The 21,329-nt window shown below is 40.9% G+C and carries 16 protein-coding genes; 11 read left to right on the forward strand and 5 right to left on the reverse strand.

Features of this window, described 5'->3' with window-relative positions; translation table 11 throughout:
* Window positions 1–61 precede the first annotated feature (61 nt).
* Both ACQKFO_RS11080 and ACQKFO_RS11085 read left to right on the forward strand, forming a co-directional pair.
* Complete coding sequence (locus ACQKFO_RS11080; protein ID WP_427598688.1) at window positions 62–961, forward strand: carbohydrate ABC transporter permease; 900 nt, start codon at window positions 62–64, stop codon at window positions 959–961.
* A gap of 13 nt (window positions 962–974) precedes the next feature.
* Window positions 975–1,805, forward strand: a complete 831-nt coding sequence (locus ACQKFO_RS11085; protein WP_149157402.1) for a carbohydrate ABC transporter permease — start codon at window positions 975–977, stop codon at window positions 1,803–1,805.
* Between the two features lie 515 nt (window positions 1,806–2,320).
* On the opposite strand, the gene ACQKFO_RS11090 is transcribed toward ACQKFO_RS11085, so the two are convergent.
* From ACQKFO_RS11090 to ACQKFO_RS11105, 4 genes are all read right to left on the reverse strand, one after another.
* Complete coding sequence (locus ACQKFO_RS11090; protein ID WP_427598689.1) at window positions 2,321–3,313, reverse strand: LacI family DNA-binding transcriptional regulator; 993 nt, start codon at window positions 3,311–3,313, stop codon at window positions 2,321–2,323.
* A gap of 127 nt (window positions 3,314–3,440) precedes the next feature.
* A complete protein-coding gene (locus ACQKFO_RS11095; protein ID WP_427598690.1) occupies window positions 3,441–4,271 on the reverse strand; it encodes a carbohydrate ABC transporter permease in 831 nt (276 codons plus the stop codon).
* A 33-nt stretch (window positions 4,272–4,304) separates the two neighbouring features.
* Window positions 4,305–5,204 carry a carbohydrate ABC transporter permease gene (locus ACQKFO_RS11100; protein WP_148967978.1) on the reverse strand — a complete coding sequence of 300 codons (900 nt, stop codon included), beginning with the start codon at window positions 5,202–5,204 and terminating at the stop codon, window positions 4,305–4,307.
* A 161-nt stretch (window positions 5,205–5,365) separates the two neighbouring features.
* Window positions 5,366–6,601: a sugar ABC transporter substrate-binding protein gene (locus ACQKFO_RS11105; RefSeq protein WP_427598691.1), complete on the reverse strand. Its 1,236-nt coding sequence runs from the start codon at window positions 6,599–6,601 to the stop codon at window positions 5,366–5,368.
* A 376-nt stretch (window positions 6,602–6,977) separates the two neighbouring features.
* Here ACQKFO_RS11105 and ACQKFO_RS11110 point away from each other — a divergent pair, with 376 nt between their 5' ends.
* The 4 genes from ACQKFO_RS11110 to ACQKFO_RS11125 all read left to right on the forward strand — a co-directional run bounded on the left by ACQKFO_RS11110 (window position 6,978) and on the right by ACQKFO_RS11125 (window position 15,677).
* Entirely contained in the window at window positions 6,978–9,143 is a 2,166-nt protein-coding gene (locus tag ACQKFO_RS11110) for a glycoside hydrolase family 3 N-terminal domain-containing protein (protein WP_427598692.1), read from the forward strand.
* A gap of 19 nt (window positions 9,144–9,162) precedes the next feature.
* Complete coding sequence (locus tag ACQKFO_RS11115; protein ID WP_427598693.1) at window positions 9,163–12,489, forward strand: GH36-type glycosyl hydrolase domain-containing protein; 3,327 nt, start codon at window positions 9,163–9,165, stop codon at window positions 12,487–12,489.
* A 289-nt stretch (window positions 12,490–12,778) separates the two neighbouring features.
* Window positions 12,779–13,861, forward strand: a complete 1,083-nt coding sequence (locus ACQKFO_RS11120; protein ID WP_427598694.1) for a glycosyltransferase — start codon at window positions 12,779–12,781, stop codon at window positions 13,859–13,861.
* 151 nt (window positions 13,862–14,012) lie between these two features.
* Entirely contained in the window at window positions 14,013–15,677 is a 1,665-nt protein-coding gene (locus tag ACQKFO_RS11125) for a hypothetical protein (protein ID WP_427598696.1), read from the forward strand.
* Between the two features lie 73 nt (window positions 15,678–15,750).
* Here the strand turns inward: ACQKFO_RS11125 and ACQKFO_RS11130 are convergent, their stop codons facing one another.
* Entirely contained in the window at window positions 15,751–16,173 is a 423-nt protein-coding gene (locus ACQKFO_RS11130) for a hypothetical protein (RefSeq protein WP_427598698.1), read from the reverse strand.
* 683 nt (window positions 16,174–16,856) lie between these two features.
* On the opposite strand from ACQKFO_RS11130, the gene ACQKFO_RS11135 reads away from it, so the two are divergent.
* From ACQKFO_RS11135 to ACQKFO_RS11155, 5 genes are all read left to right on the forward strand, one after another.
* Window positions 16,857–17,387: a sigma-70 family RNA polymerase sigma factor gene (locus ACQKFO_RS11135; protein ID WP_427598905.1), complete on the forward strand. Its 531-nt coding sequence runs from the start codon at window positions 16,857–16,859 to the stop codon at window positions 17,385–17,387.
* Window positions 17,384–17,833 (forward strand): hypothetical protein, encoded by a 450-nt coding sequence (locus ACQKFO_RS11140; RefSeq protein ID WP_427598699.1) that lies wholly within the window; start codon window positions 17,384–17,386, stop codon window positions 17,831–17,833. Before ACQKFO_RS11135 ends, ACQKFO_RS11140 begins: the two co-directional genes overlap by 4 nt.
* A gap of 1 nt (window position 17,834) precedes the next feature.
* Window positions 17,835–18,929, forward strand: coding sequence for a hypothetical protein (locus tag ACQKFO_RS11145; RefSeq protein ID WP_427598700.1), 1,095 nt, complete (start codon window positions 17,835–17,837; stop codon window positions 18,927–18,929).
* Window positions 18,926–19,861 (forward strand): LiaF transmembrane domain-containing protein, encoded by a 936-nt coding sequence (locus ACQKFO_RS11150; RefSeq protein ID WP_427598701.1) that lies wholly within the window; start codon window positions 18,926–18,928, stop codon window positions 19,859–19,861. The genes ACQKFO_RS11145 and ACQKFO_RS11150 overlap by 4 nt, the downstream gene beginning before the upstream one ends.
* A gap of 273 nt (window positions 19,862–20,134) precedes the next feature.
* Window positions 20,135–21,037, forward strand: a complete 903-nt coding sequence (locus ACQKFO_RS11155; protein ID WP_427598702.1) for a CBO0543 family protein — start codon at window positions 20,135–20,137, stop codon at window positions 21,035–21,037.
* The last annotated feature ends 292 nt before the right edge of the window (window positions 21,038–21,329 follow it).

Below are 21,329 nucleotides of genomic sequence, written 5' to 3' on the forward strand. Positions count from 1 at the left end.
TGGGCGGAAAGAATACAGGTAATAGCTGAAGATTTTAGACAGATAGAAGGTAGGGATAAGAATGAACAAACAATCTTCTAAGAAGAGATTACAGGATGCAGGACAAGGATACTTATTTATGTCTCCCACGCTATTTGTATTAGCGGTGTTTATTATTGGACCGATTCTTTATGCCATCTTTTTATCCTTTCATAAGGTTCAACTCCTGGGGGATATGAGTTTTGAATTTGTTGCATTTGAAAACTTTGCACGGATCATGGAAGACAACCGGGCCATTATCGCATTGAAAAACACGGCAAAGTACGTATTGATTGTGGTACCGACACAAACCTTTTTGGCATTGGTTCTGGCTGCAACGTTGAACGCAGGATTAAAGGGTGAGAAGCTTTTCCGGATTGTCTATTTCTTACCGACCTTAACGTCTTCAGCTGTATTAACGCTGATCTTTATGTGGATGTATAACAAAGAAGGTCTGATCAACAACCTCTTAGATAAAGTGGGCTTGCCGACGTATAATTTCTTAGGTGATCCTGACATTGCCCTGAATGCGATTATGTTGATGAATATCTGGGCGACGGCACCGTTTTTCATGGTCATCTATCTTGCCGCCCTTCAGGACATTCCGGACTCGTTATACGAAGCGGCTGAACTGGACGGAGCGAATGCGATCCAGAAGTTCTTCTATGTGACCGTTCCGTTTCTCAGACCGGTTACATCCTTCGTCGTGATCATGGGGGTTATCGGAACGTTCCAACTGTTTGATCAATCGTATATTTTCTCAGGTGGATCCGGTGGACCGAATAACTCGACGTTAACAGTTGTCCTCTTAATCTATCAATATGCCTTTAAATCATTGGGGACCATGGGATATGCAGCCGCACTTGCCTTCGCGCTTGCTCTAATCATCCTGGTGGCGACATTGATCCAACGTAAATTCTCTAAAGAAGAATCACTTTATTAAGGAGGATGGAAGCATGAATTCGAAGAAAAAGACGTTCAGCAAGCGTCTTCTATACATTGTCCTGATAGGGTATGCGATCACAACTCTGATTCCATTCTTATGGGCACTCTCCTCTTCTTTTAAAACATTAGAAGAAATCATTAGCGGAACGATGAATTTCATTCCGAAGAATTTCACATTGGATAATTACAAACAGATCTTTATCGAGCAGGAGCTATTTCCAAGATGGTTATTCAATAGTTTATTCATTGCAGTAATCGGGACGGCATTGAATATCATCTTTAACTCCATGTCTGGTTACGCCTTGGCGCGCTTAAGCTTTCCAGGGAAGAAGGCATTATTCATCATGATCCTGGCTGTACTTATGATTCCGGCTCAAGTCACGATGATCCCGAACTATTTAATTTTAAAAGAAATCGGCTGGCTTAACTCGTATCAGGGGATGATCGTACCGGCGATGATCAATGCAACCTTCATTTTCATGATGAGACAGTTCTTCATCAACTTCCCGAAGGAACTGGAAGAGGCTGCTCAAATCGATGGTCTAAGCCGTTTCGGAATATTCTTCAAAGTGGTTTTACCATTAGCAAAACCAGCCTTGGCCGCACAAGCAATCTTTGTCTTCATGGGATTCTGGAACAACTTCATGACCCCATTGATTGTCATGACCGATACAGAAATGTATACACTGCCATTAGGTTTGAACACCTTCAAAGGTCAATACGTCAGTTACTGGAACTACATCATGGCAGCATCCATGGTCTTTACTCTGCCGGTACTCCTTCTGTATGCGTTCTTTAATCGCTATTTTATAAAAGGAATATCTTTCACAGGCGGGAAATAGTGATGGGAGGGCTTCTCTTTTGAGGGCTCTCTTTTTTTTGAATAAAAGGACTGAAGGATATGAAAAAGAGAGAGGGGGAAGCAGGAATCTTTATGGGTTTGCTGCTTTTTTTTCTGATTTGGTTGTTGTTTAGGGTGTTGGGAAGCATATTGGTGGGGTCTGGGGGGCAATTTGTTTATCAGAGATGGATTTATCAGAGATATTTTCAATATATCAGCGAACGATGGTAGTCAAGAGGTGGCACCAAGCGGAAATTGTTGCTTGTCTCCGCCTCGTTATTGGAGCAGAAATCCGTTTAACGGCGAAATTCTGATTTTAACGGCGATATTTTCAATATAACGGCGGAATCCACGATTTAACGGCGAAATTTCGAATTTAACGGCGAACGGGCAATAGAAAGTGGATCAACCCACCTAACATGCATAAACCAGCGAATTCCCCGAGAGAGTGTTTACCATCTGCCTCCATAAAAAAGAAGCAAATCCAGACATACCTGGATTTGCTTCCTATCAGAACTACCTATTGTCCTTAACCGATCTCCGCTCCACTAATTCAGTCGTCAACTTATAATAAGGATCGACTTCCTCTTTAGCGAGTTTCTGAAAGATAAGATGAACAGCGAGTGCGCCGGCTTCGTATTTCGGCTGCCTCATGGTGGTCAATGGGGGAGATACGTACTCTGCCAGTTGAATATCATCGAATCCGATAATGGAAATGTCTTCCGGGACACGGATATTCTTCTCTGATAGAGCCTGCAAGCCACCGATGGCCATTTCATCATTGGCATAAAAAATGGCTTCGGGGATATCCTGTTGGGCAATGAGCATTTTCGTTGCTTTATATCCGCCTTCACGGGTAAATCCGCCTGATGTTTTCCATTTAGAGCGATAAGGAATATCATGTTTCTCCAAGGCTTGCTTAAAGCCCTGGAAGCGGAGTTCATTGTCATGGGAGTTATAAGGTCCGCTAATATAAGCAATATTCCGGTGACCTTTCTTAATCAGATGTTCCGTAGCCTGAAATCCACCTTCGACATTATCGACTTCCACCTGGAGAACATAGTCATGTTTAATATCCCGGTCCAACACGACGATAGGGAATCCTTCGCGAGTGGATTCCAATATCGTTTCGTCTGTTATGTTATGTGCTAGAATGATGACCCCGTCGACTCTTTTTTCTTTCAAAAATTTAATAGCCGTAGATTGCGCACCGCCAATCGAGCTGCAGGCTATGAGATCATACCCGTTAGTAGATGTCACATCCTGGACGCCTTTAATTAATTCAGAGTAATAAGGACCTGATAAATCACTTAGGATCAAGGCGATGGTATTTGTGTTGGTACGTTTTAAATCGGATGCCAGTCCGTTCTTTTGGTAGTTCAATTGTTTTGCTGCATCCAATACTTTCTTTCTTGTTTCTTCGCTTACTTTGGTGCTGTTATTTAAAGCGTAGGAGGCCGTTGAGACGGCTACTCCTGAAAGCTTTGCCACATCTTTGATTGTTGCCATTTATTCACATCCTATGATTGCTATATGAATAGCGGTTGTTCATCCATCTCAATGGTTAAATCCATTATACCTTTATAGTATAGTCATTCACACTTTCTACTAATGGTGGGGGATGTTTTCCCATTTACTATTTAATCCCCGACATCGTAAAGCCTTCGACGATATATTTTTGGAAGAAAGAGAAGATGATGATAATCGGTACGACCATGAACGCAGCCCCGGCCATTTGAAGCCCAAAGTTATTCGCATACTGTCCTTGAAGGAGGGATAGTCCTACTGACAGGGTGTAGAGGCTTTCATCGTTGGCGATGATCAACGGCCATAGGAAGCTGTTCCATGCTCCGATAAACGTCAGGATCCCCTGTACAGCAAAGATCGGCTTCGCGATGGGAACGATTAATTTAAAGAAGATATAGAATTCTCCTGCGCCATCAAGGCGGGCTGCTTCAAGCAAATCAGTTGGAATCGTGGTCATAAACTGTCTGAATAAGAAGATACTGAATGCTGCTGCAAGCCCTGGCAGGATGATCCCAGCCATCGTATTCGTCAAGCCCATCTCATTCAAAATTAAGTAAACGGGTATCATCGTGACTTGTGCAGGAATCATCATGGTTGCAAGCACGATATAAAAGATCTTTTCTTTTCCTTTAAAATGAAACTTTGCAAATCCATAGCCAGCCATGGCATTAAAGAATAATCCTAAAAAGGAAAATAAGACGATGACAAGGGTATTTCTCAAGTACACACCAAAGTTCATGCTTTCAAATAAGTTAAGGTAGTTCTCCAATGTAGGATTCTCTGGAAACAGGGTAGGTGGGATTTGCAATACTTCACTTTCAGGTTTGAATGAGCTTGAAATCATCCAAATGAAAGGAATGGAAACAAGGATCCCCCCAAGAATCATGAGTAAAGCTACCAGCGTTTTTTCGGTTTTTCGTTTCATTGTATTTGATTTCATTGTTTCAGCCCCGATACTAATAAATTTTCAGACTTAATATTCTGTATCAGATTTTCTAAGCTTGAATTGGAATAGCGTAATCAAAATGATAAAGATAAATAGAATAAAGGAACCTGCTGCGGCATAACCAAATTCGCTGAATTGGAAGCCTTTTTTGTATATGAATAATGCCATTGAAATCGTACCATCCAATGGACCGCCATTGGTCATGACAAATGGTTCTTCGAAGAATTGCAACCAGCCGATAAGGGTGGTGATCGTCACGAAGAATGTAGCATATCGGAGTAATGGAATCGTGACATTGAACAGTACCTGCAATCGATTGGCACCATCCATCTCAGCAGCTTCGTAATAGGACTTCGGTATTCCTTGCAAGGCAGCAAGGAAGATGATCATGTTGATTCCGATTCCCTTCCATACGGCTAAAACAATCAACGATAGTTTTGCAATCGTTGGCTCTCCTAACCAAGGAATTTTATCCACATCCAATAGTGATAATAGGTAGTTGAACAACCCATACTCTGTATTGTAAAGAAATCCCCATATAACTGCGACGGCGATGATATTTGTGATGGAAGGCATGTAGTATACGCCCCGAAATACTTTGAACAACGAGCTTGTTCCGTAGTTGAGCAATAAGGCGATTCCCAGAGAGAATATAATGACAAGGGGAACCCCTATAACAACATAAAACAACGTATTAATGATCGACTTATGAAATAAATCATCCGTTATCAACTTTGAATAATTTTCAAGTCCGATGAAACTGATATTTGACCAATCGGCTAAGCCCTTTAAGTCAAGGTCTGTAAAGCTTATGAAGAAGGCTACAATGATCGGAATGATACTAAAGACAGTCAATATGATAACCGCAGGAGCTATAAACACATATGGATGTTTATTGTTTTTACTGAATTTGAATCCATTGCCCATGATATCCCACCTAACTAAAACTACGCTTCGTAAAGGTCAGCTTGTTAAAAATGGAGCTCAGGCAAAGGTTTGATCCATATGCCTGTAACTCCAAATGTACCTTACTATAACTTCATAATAGAAGCGTTTGTTTCATTTATTTTCGTCTTAAATGACTCGATTTACTCTTCTACCATTTCTTGTGCTTTTTTATTAAACTGTTCTAATTCTTTGTCTAAGTCAGCATCGCCAACGGTTACTCTCTCAATTGTTGAAAGGAATTCCTGTGCGATCTTTTCAAACTCTTTGATTTGTGGAGAAGCTTTAGTCGATTTCAGCTGTTCCCCGAACACGGATAATAGTGGATCTTCTTTTAATTTAGGCTCTTCCCATGCTTCTTTTCTTGATGGAAGAGTATTGGACATTTCCAGCCATTCCATTTGTGTATCCACTTCATTTACATAGGAGATGAATTTAAGGGACTCGTCTACATTCTCTGAATTATGGAAGATAGAGAAATTCGCTCCACCCATGCTGGATGTATTTCTTTCTTTCTTCGGCATAACGGCCACTGACCATTTATCCTTAAGATCCGGAGCCTGGTCATTAATGATATTAATCATCCATGGACCACTGAAGAACATCGGTTTCACGCCATCTTTAAACGCTTGGACAATATCCATTCCTTCAGTAGTGGGGCTGATTCCTTCCTTAAAGTAGCTTGTATAGTATTCCATCGCTTCTTTAAATTCAGGACTATCGAAATTCATCTTATCTTTGCCTTCAAATTCATATCCATTTTGCCAAGCAAAGATAAACGGTGTGATTTGGTCGTTGCGGTCGATATCAAGACCGTAAACGTCATCGCCTCTGTCGTTTAACTTTTTCGCAGCATCTTTCATTTCATCCCAAGTAGCAGGAGCTTGATCGTAGCCTGCTTCTTTTAACAGGTCAGTACGGTAGTATAAAACACGAGTATCGATATACCAAGGAATCCCGACCACTTGATCATCATAAGTCATGGAGTCCGCAGAACCTGCGAAATAATTCTCAGGTTTGAAGTCCGGGTAATCTTCTAAATAAGGAGTCAGATCAAGCAACGCTCCTGCGTCAGCGAATTCCGGTACCCAGGTTGTTCCCAATTGAAGGACATCAGGTCCATTTTTTGAAGCAACTGCTGTTAATAGTTTGTCATGAGCTGTTTCCCAAGGAATCGCTTGTACCTTTACTTTGATATCTGTGTTTTCTTTTTCAAATTCTTCAGCAAGTTTACTAAGCTTCTTACCTTCTTCACCCATTGCCCAGACAGTGATCGTTTTCTTCCCATCTTCAGACTCGCTTCCACCGCCGCAGCCTGCTAATACAGTAGATAGCGCCAGAACACAAATCATCAAGAAAGACCATGTTTTCTTTTTCATACCTTCATCTCCATTTCTATTAGTTTGAAACCCTATTAAAAAAATTGAATCAGAGGTGGCAAGAGTTAATTTCGTATTATGGAAAATATCTTACCAGGTGTTATTGAAACGTTTCGATGACTATATTATAATCAATGGTGTATCCGCTTTCAATACTTTTCTGAAAAATACTAGAATTTTAAGTTTCATTCCATATTATACCTATATATATTTTATTGTAATGGTTGATATAACAAGGTTTTGAAAAGAATGATAGAGTGTGATTCTATAGTTGACTGACGAATCATTTACCTTTATACTTTTCTTCAATTGTTAATCGAAACGTTTCAATAACTTGAAAGAACCAAAATGAAAAACCCAATTGGAGGTTCTACTTATGAATGGAAATAAACTGACTGCCTTACTTGACCAAATGACATTGGATGAAAAAATTGCTCAGCTTACACAGCTTGCTACTCCTTTTTTTAAAGGGGCAAGCGATCAAGGTGAAATTACCGGCCCGATGGTCGACATGGGGATCGACGAGGAAGTTGTCCGAAATAGTGGGTCCGTATTGGGAGCCTCTGGTGCAAGGAACGTTATGAACATTCAACGCACTCATATGGAAGAAAACAGACTGGGCATTCCTTTATTAGTTATGTCTGATATTGTACACGGTTTCAAAACGATCTTCCCTGTACCTCTTGGGATCGGATGCTCATGGGACCTGGAGTTAGCGGAAAAGAGTGCGGAAATCGCTGCAAAAGAAGCATCAGTATCAGGAGTCCATGTAACGTTTGCCCCTATGGTTGATCTCGTTCGCGATCCTCGCTGGGGCAGAGTGATGGAGTCTACAGGTGAAGATTCCTTTTTAAACAGCGAATTTGGCAGAGCGTTTGTAAGAGGGTTTCAAGGCAAGGATTTAACTCGTGATTATAACCGTGTGGCAGCTTGTGTCAAACACTTTGCAGCCTATGGTGCAGCTGAAGGCGGCCGTGATTATAACACGGTTGATATGTCGGAGCGGGAACTCAGGGAAACCTATTTACCGGCATACAAAGCGGCTCTTAATGAAGGCTGTGAAATGGTCATGACCGCTTTTAATACAGTGTTTGGGATTCCGGCTACAGGAAATAAAAAGCTTATGCGATCCATACTTCGAGAGGAAATGGGGTTCAACGGCGTTCTTATATCGGATTGGGGAGCGGTGAAAGAGATGATACCCCATGGTGTGGCTGAGGATGAAAAAGAAGCCGCCCTTAAAGCGATTACAGCGGGTGTTGATATCGAAATGATGACCTCGACGTATGTGAAATACTTAAAAACGCTTGTGGAAGAAAAAGCAGTGGATGAATCCATCATCGACGAAGGTGTATTGCGTATTTTAGAGCTTAAACAAAAGTTAGGATTATTCGAGAATCCTTACCGCGGTGCAGATGAAAAGCTTGAACAAGAAGTCGTGTTGAGCTCTGAACACCGCATGGCAGCTCGTAAACTAGCAGCAAAGTCTTGTGTTCTACTAAAAAATGAGAGCGTTTTACCTTTAAAACGGAACCAGAAAATTTCACTTATTGGACCTTTTGCTCAAAACAATGACATCTTGGGGCCTTGGTCATGGTTGGGGTCAAAAGAAGATGCCGTGACCTTAATGGATGGAATGAAGATGAAAGTGGAATCTTCTCACCTAACGATTGCTAAAGGATCTGAAATTGAGACGGTTTCTGAAGAGCAATTGCTTGAGGCAGAGAGAGAGGCGGAAGAAGCAGATATCATCGTTCTGGCACTCGGGGAGGATTCTGAAATGAGTGGAGAAGCAGGGTGTCGAGCGAATATCAAACTACCTGATGCCCAACTGGAACTTGTTTCGCGATTGAAGAAATTAAATAAACCGATGGTGGCCATTCTATTTAATGGTAGACCACTGGATTTACATGGGGTCATCGACCAGGTAGATGCGGTCCTGGAAGCCTGGTACCCTGGAACGGAAGGCGGGGCAGCAGTAGCCGATCTATTATATGGGGATGTAAATCCGTCCGGCCGCCTGACCATGTCCTTCCCATATAGTGTAGGGCAGGTGCCGGTTTACTATAATCACTTCAATACAGGGAGACCAAAGGGAGCACCGGATGCCCAGGTCCGTTATGTCTCGCAATACCTGGATATTCCGAATGATCCGCTTCTACCGTTTGGTTTCGGTTTAAGTTACACCACATTTTCGTATAGCGACTTGACTCTTTCAGAATCTATTATGACGCCCGACCAGACGATCACCGTTTCTGTCACCGTAACAAATAGCGGATCTATGAAAGGCGAGGAAGTCGTTCAGCTTTATGTGCGTGATGTGAGCGGGGAAGTGATCCGACCACTAAAAGAACTTAAGGACTTCCAAAAAATCGTCCTGGAACCGGGAGAGGCGAAGCGGATTACCTTTACTCTATCAGAACCACAGCTACGTTATCATCATTCAGATTTACAGTTTGACAGTGACCCGGGTACATTTATTGCCTATGCAGGTCCAAATAGCAAAGAAGCAATGGAGCAATCCTTTACATTAGTAAAATAGACGAAATGAGGGGAACAGAATGAATACTACGCATAAGCTTACATCCGGTGATCTTCAATTCACCTTTTTAAATAGCGGCGATCTTTTTGAAATAAATCATGCATCTACCATGATCAATCAATTATTGACGAATCCCATCGATGGCTCGTTAAACAATCTTTATTTACGAATCTATGAATCATCCGAAATCGACATTGTCCCATTAATCGGTGTTCAATCAACGAGTGAGGTGCGATTTTCAGAAACACAGGTGAAGTGGTCAGGGAATCATAAGACTCTTCAATACGAAGTAACATTTACTTTGACACAAACAGGAGTTTGGTTCTGGGATGTGATGGTAGATGGGCAGGCCGCGGAGGTCGATGTCATTTATGGACAGGACTTAGGATTGGCAGATAAAGGCGGCGTCCGTTCAAATGAAGCTTATATGTCCCAATACGTGGATCACAAAGTATTTGAAGATGATAAAGGATTTGTCGTCTGCTCTCGTCAAAATCAACCACAATCGAATGGCTTTCCGTATATTCAGCAAGGATCCATTGGAAAGACGGTCGGATACTCGACGGACGGGTTCCAATTTTTCGGCTTATCGTACAAAGAAACTAACCAACCGGAAATCTTGACCAAGCCTTCATTGGCAAACGAAGTCTATCAATATGAATTTGCCTATACGGCACTGCAATCAGAGAAGGTCCGATTATCAGGGCAAGAACATTTTGTCTTCTACGGTCTATTCAGAGAAAATCATTCTGATGCTATCACAACATTAGGATATCACCAAGAGGTGGAACATGCATGGAATGAAGTACAGCAGCTTAATGAGAGTTTCAGTGCTCCACTCGAAAAGGTGATTCTATCACCTGAAATTGGTGAACCCCTTCAAACGGAAGAAATGTCCAAAGAAGAAATTGATGGTCTCTTTACTGAGCGTCATACGGAAGAATGGGATGGCGACCGTTTGCTTTCCTTCTTCACAGACACCCACGAACATGTCGTGTTAAAAGAAAAAGAATTGGCTGTTGAACGACCTCATGGACACATCCTCATGTCTGGAGGAAATCATGAGCTGAAGGAAGGGACCATCACATCCACTTCCTTCATGTACGGAGTATTCAACTCCCAACTCGTGATTGGAAATACATCGTTTAACAAGATGTTAACGAATACCCGGAATCATTTGAACGTCATGAAAACGTCCGGTCAGCGCATTTATATTGAGGTTGAGGGAGTGTATCGTTTATTAACCATGCCTTCCATGTTTGAATTAGGCTTCAACTATGCACGCTGGTATTACAAGACGCAGAATGACACGATCATCATTACAAATTATACGACGGTTGATAAGCCTGAAGTCCGACTGAACGTACGATCTCGGAACGGAAAACAGTACCGTTATCTTGTTTCCAATCAGATTACAATGAACAACAATGAGTATGAAGTCCCTTATAAGCTTGAAAAAAATGGTGATATTCTCTCTATTACTGCTGATTCTCAATCTGAAAGCAGCCAGACGTACCCTGACCTATGTTACAAAATGAAGGTAGATGGGGCTGACATGATTGTGGAGAACGAGGAAAGATTGGGTAAGAATCTCCCAGCCGGAAGTGCATCACTTTGTGTACTCGACTTAACCGCCACATCAGAATGGACCATGACCATTCAAGGACTTCTTCACGGGGAAGATAGAGAATTCGAAGAGTCGGATATGACCGTTGAAATTGAGCGCTATCGAGAGTACTATCATCAAGTGATGAATGGGTTCAAGCTTTCTCAACATGGGGAGATTCCAAGTGAACTGGCCAAAGTCAATTCCTTATCGTGGTGGTACACTCACAACATGCTTGTCCATTTCTCCGTACCACATGGACTGGAGCAATACGGCGGAGCGGCATGGGGAACCCGCGATGTTTGCCAGGGCCCGACAGAGTACTTCATGGCCACTCACAACTACCAAAGTGTGAAAGATATCATCAAAACCGTCTATTCCCATCAATATGAAGACAACGGCAATTGGCCGCAATGGTTCATGTTTGACCGTTACTTCAAGATCCAGCAGGATGATAGTCATGGAGATATCATTGTTTGGCCGTTGAAAGTTGTGGGTGACTACATCGCTGCAACCAATGATTACCACATTCTAGAGGAAGAAATCCCTTATACGACACGGGATGGTTTTGATTTATCGGAAGGAAAGGCAACGCTATTAGATCATATTCATAAAGAAATCGCCTATATTAAGGAACATTTCTTACATGACACATTCCTTTCATCATATGGCGATGGGGATTGGGATGATACGCTTCAACCGGCAAACTCCCAGCTGAAAAAATTCATGGCGAGCAGCTGGACGGTAGCCCTTACCTATCAGGTCTTGAATCAATTGTCTAACGTACTTGAGGGAGTCCGGGATGGAGAAGCTTCGGAATTCAAAGCACTCGCATCAGGAATACAGAATGATTATAATCGCTATATTTTACAAAATGATGTGATACCAGGGTTTGTTTATATGGAAGATCCGGCCCATGCAGAATTAATGCTTCACCCGACGGACACGAAAACGGGCATAGAGTATCGACTGCTGCCGATGAACCGCAGTATCATATCTGAATTGTTTACTAGGGAACAAGCAGAATCCCATTACAAATTGGTGAAGGAACATCTCTATTGTCCAGACGGAGTCCGATTGATGAACCGCCCTGCAAACTACGAAGGTGGAGTAAGCACACATTTCAAACGAGCAGAACAAGCAGCCAACTTCGGCCGCGAAATCGGACTGCAATATGTTCACGCTCATATTCGCTTTGTTGAAGCGATGGCGAAGCTCGGAAATACGGATGAAGTATGGAAGGGACTTGAAATCATCAATCCTGTCGGGTTGACAGAAGTCGTTCCAAATGCTGAAAGAAGACAAAGCAACGCATACTTCAGCAGTTCTGACGGTAAATTCAATACTCGATACGAGGCGCAAGAACGCTTCAACGAGCTGCGCGCAGGGACCGTACCGGTAAAAGGCGGCTGGAGAATCTACTCAAGCGGACCTGGAATCTATATGAACCAATTAATATCCAACTGCCTGGGCATCCGCCAAGACGCAGAAGATTTGATCATTGATCCCGTTTTACCAGAGAAATTTGACGGATTGACGTTTGAATTCAAATTTATGAATCGTCCAGTGACATTCACTTATCATATGGGGCAAGAGAGCGGCCGCATTTTGGTTAATGGTGAAAAAGTGGAGACAGAAGAGATTTCGAATCGATATCGTACGGGTGGTATGAGGATTAAGCGTGAGGTTCTTGAGGGTCTATTGAGTGAGGAATCCAATCGAATTGAAGTGTATATTTAGGGGATTTTTAAAGGGGCAACCATTTAGTGGCTGCCCCTTTTATCCATTATAAGGGGGGATTCTGAAATTGAAGGGGAGCAGATACAGTACAGGTACCATATTACTCAGTAAGAGTCATTGTTTTCAAAACCAATAATTGTTTGTGGATATTTGTGAAAAGACCAATGAACAGTAGAGGGAGAATCGACTCTGAAATATGTAGTTTTTTGTAAAAAATGTGATATATTATTGTGTTTTCCAGGTGGTTTAGATATAGTTACATAGATTGAAATTTTTAGGGGGAGATATAATGCAATCCAAAAATGATATTGCCATCATTATTCCTGCCTATAACCCTGATGAAAAATTGAAAACTTTGGTGAATGAAATAGTTTCCGCTCATTTTTCTCGAGTTATTATTGTGAATGATGGAAGTAAGAAAGAGTGTTCCAGTATCTTTAAAGAGTTAGAGGAAATTGGTGAGTGTGTGGTTTTACACCATGGTGTAAATCAAGGAAAAGGTCGAGCATTAAAAACGGCTTTTACCTATTTTAATGAAAATTATCATGATTCGATGGGCCTCATTACCATAGATTCTGATGGACAACACACATTGGAAGATATGATAAAGGTTGCTGCTAAATTAAAGGAAAGTCCAACTAGTTTAGTATTAGGGTCGAGAAACTTTTCGGAAGAAAATATTCCATTTAGAAGCCGTTTCGGAAATAACCTGACAAAAGTAGTTGTGAAATTTGCCAGTGGTATTAAGGTTTCTGATACTCAGACTGGTTTGAGGGGGATTCCTACCCTTTTTGTAGAAGATCTCCTAGACGTTAAAGGCGAACGTTATGAGTACGAGATGAACATGTTGCTAGAATGTAAGAAGAAGAATTATAAGATTGAGGAAGTGAAGATTAAGACTATATATATTGAAGAAAATAAATCTTCCCACTTTAATCCCATCAAGGACTCTATTAAAATCTATTCAGTTTTTCTGAAGTTTATTGCCTCTTCTTTTGCATCGTTTGGTGTGGACATTATTTTGTTTACCATCTTTTCGTTCATGTTAAAAGAAGTGCTTCCTGATTCTTTTATTATCGTATCGACTGTTCTGGCAAGAGTTTTATCCTCGTTTATTAATTTTATGATTAATAGAAACGTAGTGTTTAAGTCAAGTTCTTCGAATACGATGGTAAAGTACTATGCACTTAGTATCGTGCAAATGGGTATTTCTGCATTAGGGGTACACTATATTTATACCGCTGTTAGTTCTGGAGAGGTAGTCATCAAGATCATCGTTGATTCACTTTTGTTCCTGGTCAGCTTTGTGATTCAAAGAGAATGGGTCTTTAAAAATGAAGTGGGTCGTCGAGAGCTGTTGAACAATGAATAATAGTATCTTTTCGTTTTTATTCCTATTCGCTTCTTTTAGCGGATGGGGGTTAGTCTCTTATTATAGATTAAAAGTACATATTGCTTTTATTCCTATTTTTATCTTCTCATCCATTACTACAGTTGTTTTTTGTGCAGGTTTAATTAATATTATGCCTCTAGCAGTAAATATCATTTACTTCTCGGGGCTTCTTCTCTTTGTTGTTTATATGGTTTTAATTTTCAAGGGGAAATACCAGGTAAAACAATTGTTTCACCCAAGTATCATTCTATTTTCCCTTTCGTTACTTGGCATGATGTTTTACTTAAAAGGGCTCATTTTGACTCACTATGATAATTTCAGTCACTGGGGATTAATTGTAAGGGAAATGGCACTAATCGATGGTCTGCCTGACAGCTCAACGATCGTCACGTTTCAAAACTATCCTCCAGGTAGTGCGGTGTTTATTTATTATATGTTAGAAGTACTAGGTAATCATGAAAGTTACGCTTTAATGGCTCAGGCTTTTCTAGTCATTGCATGCATTACCACGATGTTCTGTTTTAGTGAATGGAAAAGACCTGGAGTCATTCTCTTGACTACAGTAGCCACTTTTTCTTTGTTGCTGGCCAATTGGGGAAGTTTCTATAATCTTCTGGTTGATATCGTGTTAGGGTTGGCCGCTTTAGCAAGTATCCTTGTAGCTTTTTATTATAAAGAGGATTGGAAAAAGCAATTGATCGTCAATACCCCAATCTTGATCCTTACATTATTGTTAAAAGATAGTGGTAAAATCTTTTTGGCTTTCAATGTAATACTTATCCTGAGCTTTATTTATTACCATTCCTTATATAAGAAGCGTATAACGAAGGATGAAAGGAAGGTTATTTACAGGGCTTTATTATTTCTAATCGGTATTCCGGCTTTCCTAAACTATTTATGGTTGAAATACACTATTAAAGCGTACCAAACAGGCTATGGAGCCAATAAGTTTGCCGTGACACCCAGTAAGGTGACGAATAATGAAAAGTCAGAGGAGTTCATGGATAATATCGGTCCCATGTTATGGAAGGCGTCAACCAATTTAGACTCCAACAACTTTAAAGCTATGGTTTTTCTGAATCTCATCGCCTTCTTAATGCTTGTTTTCGTCTATAAAGTCAGGAAAAGGATTTCCAAACCACTGTTGTTCTCTATTTTGATTACAAATGGATTTTATATTCTATATATGTTGTCACTTTATTTCATGTATGTGTACTTAATGCCTGAATTTGAAGCGGCAAGAATAGCAGGTTTCGGCAGGTATCAATCCACGATCATTATTTATTGCGCAGGCATACTCATGGCAGCCATCATCTACGAGTGGAAGAACGCTATAAACAATCAAACTATGTTAAAGGCTGTGACCTTTCTGTTGATCGGAAGTCTCTTTCTCTACCCGTTTTATGGGAATTTGAAAGTCATTACTGAGAAACCGGAAACGATTACAACAATCAGGTGGGAAGTAAAGAGCCAATTCAACAAGATTGCTTCGACTGGTATAGCTGATCCTGATGTGACATATTATAGTCCAAAGAGTAAGGACGATAGGGGCTACTTGAAATATATCGTTTCTTATGAACAGCTATCAAAAAATTATTCCATTATTCATGGATTAAACTCTGAGGATGAAAAAGAAACTTTTTTCAAAAATCTGAGGAAGTCTGACTATTTAATCGTATTGGATTCTGATCAAGCACTGAATGAATGGTTATCAAAGTATATTGAGGTTGAAAATTTAGAGGGAGTTTATAAGGTTCATTGGACAGATGAAGAGTGGTCCTTTACTCCTATTTAATAAAAAAGACTATGTTCCTTGAATAGAAGGTTCATAGTCTTTTTTGAATTTACTTAAATTTAAATTATAGTGCTCATAGGTTCTGAGTCTTATTTTTATTTAGGTTTTGATAGAAGTACTTGATGGCTAAAATCACTGTTGCGAACCCGATATATATCAGGAAAAAAACAATGTATCCCCACAAACCAACGATGGCATCAATGAACTCCATCTGCCCCCGGTTTGTGATTGCCTGCTGAATCTCGATTGCGAAGACCAACACAAACATGAAGGTCAATGTATAGAAGAAAGCCAAAGCGGTGATCCCGAACTTAAGCCTCGATAATATCTTAGACAAAATGTATACAAAAAAGAACACGGAGATTCCTATAATCCCCATAATCCAAAAGTGCAGATCTTTATCCGTAAGGGTGAAACCGAGCTCACTCGTTATTCCAATTAACATGTCGTGGAGGTTGTTAATAATCTCCACAATTAAGGTAATGCCTGCTTTCATAATATCCACTCACTTTTTTATGAAGATAAGTACTTTACGAGTATACCAGGAATGTGGATTTCTTGTTAGGTGGTAAATAAGGGTGATTTTCTGGATGGGTGTGGCAGGGGGTGGTGGAGATTGATATAAATTGCGGTTTTCTTCAATTTTAATCGAGATAAATTGGATAAAGTTGCGTTGCTGGATCTTTTTATCGAGAACCAACGAATAACCTACAAAATTCGTATTGTTTCGATGAGTAAGAGGGAGCGGAATTCTGGAACTTGTCATTATATCAGCGAAATCGACCAGTTTATCAGCGGAATTTTCAATATATCAGCGAAATTCGAATTTTATCAGCGGAATTTCAAATATATCAGCGAACGTGCATTCAAGAGGAGATATCGATCCGCTACCCGGTTCATATAATCTCCTGTTGAGTCGATGAGAGAATCATTTAACGGCGAAATTTCAGATATAACGGCGAAATTCTGATTTTAACGGCGATATTTTCAATATAACGGCGAAATCCAGAATTTAACGGTGAAATCTCAAATCGTGAAGTTACGAGCCATGACCAGCTAAGAATCCAATCAAATGTAACGGGCACCATCTCCAACAAAAAAATTTCGAAAAAACTGTAGGGATTCATCATTTTCTTTCGTCTATTATTATGAGACCACAAGAAAGGGGGAGAGAGGTTGGTGGATCCGCTAATTGAAAAGGCGAAGAATGGCAGTGAGCATGCGTTTCGGATGTTGGTCGAAATGCATAAGCAGTATGTTTTTAAATGCATTTACGGGATCTTAAGGAACCAAAAAGATGCAGAAGATGCGTCACAGGAAGCGTGGATGAAGATTTATACCTCTCTCCCACAGTACGAGCATCAAGGGTTCAAGACGTGGATGACGAGAATTGCGGTGAACCATGCCATTGATTGTAAGCGAAGTCAGGCAAGACAGAAGGAAGATCTGGTCGACGTGCTCCCTGTTAAAGAGTCCCGGGATGCTGTTGAAAGAAGATTATTAAAAAAAGAACAAAAGCAGCTCGTGTTAAGGCATTTAGAAGAAGTTCCTGAATCTTACAGAGAAGTGATTGAAGGATTCTACATAAAAGAAAAGTCCTATCAGCAGCTTGCAACTGAACAGCATGTGCAGGTGAAGACGATTGAAACAAAGCTGTACCGGGCAAGGCTTTGGATGCGAAAACACTGGAAGGAGGAGGATTTCATATGAGCCATATTGCATTGGAAGAGTGGAAGAATTACGCGAGAGATGAAATGGATGATAATAAGCGTACGGAATACGAGGAGCATCTATACAGTTGTGATCAATGCATGAGTCTTTATATGGAAGCAATCGAAGCAGTTGAAGACAAGCTTCCTTCCATTGAAGGTCCGTCCCTCTATACAGATGAGGTGATGGAGCGGATTTCGTTTAAGCCGGATTCAGTGAAGAAGCCAGTGAAGAAACTGTGGTATGAGGAAAAAGTGTTTCATTATGTGCTGGCTACGGCGATGACGTTGATTTTGATGGCGACTGGTATTTTTGGTGAACTTATGAAAATCGCGACGGAATTTGAAAGAGTTCAGCAGTCGGCATCGTTTACAGAAAATATCTTAAATAAAACAACGTCTTTTCTTGATGAAGTAGAAAAAATTGAAGAACAGGAGGCAGAGTAAGATGGATAAAAAGAAGAATCCAATCATTGCGTTTTTGTTGGCTTTTATACCCGGTGTGGGATTGATGTATTTAGGTAAGGTTTTTAGAGGGGTCTTGTTTATACTCGTATTGATTGCGTCATTTCCCGTTGCATTCTTGGGAGCGCAGGTGTTGAACTGGGATGGTTTTGCTTTTATCACTATCGGGTTTGCGTTCTTATTATACCTCATCAGTATTGTGAATACGGCACTTGTGGCATCAAGAATGTTGAAAGCGAATGAAGCTTCAAGAGAACCGGTGGTAGATAGTGATGCTGGGCAGCTGAGCACGGAACGCTTCTATACGATCATCCTTTCCATAATACCTGGACTCGGTCATTTCCAACTCGGACTGATGAACCGAGGAGTCACATTTCTGGCAACGTTCCTCGGAGTAGCTGCGATGATTCTCTTTGTAACAGGGATGACGGGGAGAGGGGAGTTTATGGTGTTCTTGATCGTCCTGCCTGTCATATGGGTATACAACTTCTTCGATACGATGCAATTATTGAATAAAAAACAGGCTGGGGAAGTGCTGACGGATCGCTCTGTATTGGAAGACTTGGAAGCACAGCATGAAGGCGGAAGAAAGAGTAAGGCATTCGCCACATTTTTATCGATGTTTCCTGGAGCGGGGCATCTGTATCTTGGTTATCAGCGACGGGGCATTCAGCTTATGGCGGTGTTCTTATTCTCGATTTATATATTAGACGTACTTCGGTTAGGGATTTTTCTATTCTTAGTTCCGATCATTTGGTTCTACAGCTTCTTTGATGGATTGCAACGAGCTTCTAAACACGGAAAGGAACCTTTAGAAGATACGCCGATTGTGTCTTACTTAATTAATCAGCAGAAGTGGGTGGGAATCGGATTGATGGTGCTTGGGGTTTATTATATGGCTACGAACATCCTTATGCCCCTATCATTACCGTTTTTAGAGACGTACGGCATTGATTTGTATCATGTGATGTATAGCTATATCCAGCCGGGAATCGTCTGTCTTCTCTTGATTGGGGGAGGAATCAAATTGGTGGCCGGAAGTAAAAGAGTCCAGTCAAAAGAGGAGGTATCAGAATGAGAACTTGGAGAGTCGGATCCATATCAATGGGGACATCCCTGCTTTTTTTAGGAATCTTTTTACTGCTATCGCAGCTTTTAAAATGGGATTCAGCGTACGTGTTAGCAGGTTGGTGGCCTGTACTACTGATTGTGTTAGGGGCAGAAACCTTAATGTACTTATTTTTATCAAAGCAGGAGAAGCCGATATTAAAATATGATTTCCTCAGTATACTATTTGTGGCTGTCATTGGGACGGTGGGTATCGGGTTTACAGTGCTGCACGCGACAGGATTGATAGATGAGTTGCAAACGTTCTTGGATTCTGAAGTGAGTACAGAGGATCTACCTTCTTATAACCATCAGGTAGGTGATGAAGTGAAACGGATCGTCGTTGATTCCAGTCATTATCCACTAACAGTTGAGACCGTTACAGATAAAGAAGTGAGTGTGTTTGGTACGTACCGTTCTTCCTTTACAGGAGGTAAACCGTCACTTACAAAACCTGAAGATTACCTGATGACGGCACAAAAAGGAGACACACTGTATATCACATTGAAAAGTCTTCCCGACTCCAATGGCTGGATGCAATCAGGAAGGGACTTGGATGCGACACTCGTCATCCCGGCATCCAAGTCCCTGGAAATCTCCAGTGACTACAATGAAGTCACATTAAAGCCAAGGACCATTTCAAGCTCATGGGAAGTATCAAGCTCAGCAAGGGTCAATCTGGTTCTCTCTTCATCTGAAGACCTGACCATCAACGCCGATCACGTAGGGGACATTCAAGGGGAGGACGTTAAATGGCAATATACAGAACAAACCGCTGTTTCCGATCATGAGATCAACGACGAAGGAATCCCAAACAAATCGGCGACCCTCAAACTAGGAAACGGACAAAACCCCATCACCATCTCCCATTCAGACCAAGTGAATGTATCGGTCAAACACTGAGGGACGGACCTCTAAATCTTCCATTATTCCATGAAAACCAAATGGAATAGGCTGATTTGGAGGTTTTTCTTTAGTTGTCTAACGTGATGAGGGACGGACCTCCTCACTTATCTTCCGCCAACTTCTTTCGATCGGCGGCCATTTCAGCTGAGGTTAAATTTGTTTTGAACTGACATGTATATTCCTCCTACTGTTCAGTGAATGTATTCTTAGTATGGTTTGTCTTAATAGAATTATTTATGGTGGTATTGGTGGTTTTTAGAATACATTCCCATGAATTATGTGAATAATGAAGACATCATAAGAATGTCTGGGATGATGTTTATGCTATTGATGTGGATAACAATCTTTGCCCTGAATGGTTTAGTTTATATCGTAAGAAAAAGGCTTTTGGTCATCGAGATGTACGTCACCTCTATATTTTCGGTTTATTTAGCTTTATTTGCAGATTCCATTTTGGGTGGAAGGTTCAATTTATATTCCTATTTCGAAGCAGGGGTGGACTGGATTGATTTTGTAGGTGCAATTGGCATTTATCCAGCTATTAATATCCTGTTTTTAGCATTTTTTCCCGCAAAGAGGAATTTAATCATCAAGGGGATGTACATACTGGGGTGGACAATCTTTGCATTATGTTATGAGTTTGTGGCCGCTCACTATTCTAGCTTCTTTCAGTACAGTGGCTGGAGACTGATATACTCCGTTCCTATTTATCCAATCTTATATATGACTTTGTTATACAACCTTCGATTCGTTGATAAATTATTGGGTATAAAGAAGACGATCTTTCATTTGACGCCTTTGGAATGGTATGGAAGCCTATTCTTTATCTTATATATGAATTTGTTTATAGACGCGGTATTGAAGGGGAGATATGAGCTTTATTATTATGTTGTGAAAGACGTACATCCGTTTGATTTCTTCTATCGGTTGATATTTTTAAGTGTTCCGCTTTTGGTTTTTCTGAGCAGACAAGCGAATTATCCTACTTTATGGAGATACCTTGTTTGGATTGCGGTCTTGAGTGTGATTCAACAATGCGCAGCAGCGCTGAATCTCTTTCACACCAACAACTGGAACATCTCACTCTCCATTGCCCAATTTGCCGTCATCCTCCTTCTGTCCTGGCTGAACCTGCGGCTTCTCCGATATATGAAGAGAGGGACGGACCTCTAAACTAGCTTTTGCTCGAATTATATGTGTTGGAGGTCCGTCCCTCAAACCATATCTTCCCATCCTAAGCTGTTTGTGGTAAGATGATATTAATTTATGAGAAATGGAGGTTTTCCTTTTGATTTTAATCAGACTACGCATCCGCAATTTGAACGCTTAATTGAATATGTTCAAAGGCTCTGCCTGTGTGCAGGGTAAATGGGATCGGTCTGACTATTTTTAAAGGAATTCTTCATTTTACGTTGAATGGAGGAAAGGGATGCTACAGGGCTCCTCTTCCTCTTTTTAAAAATAG

The organism is Rossellomorea sp. NPDC071047 (genome assembly GCF_050270195.1).
Lineage (GTDB): Bacteria > Bacillota > Bacilli > Bacillales > Bacillaceae_B > Rossellomorea.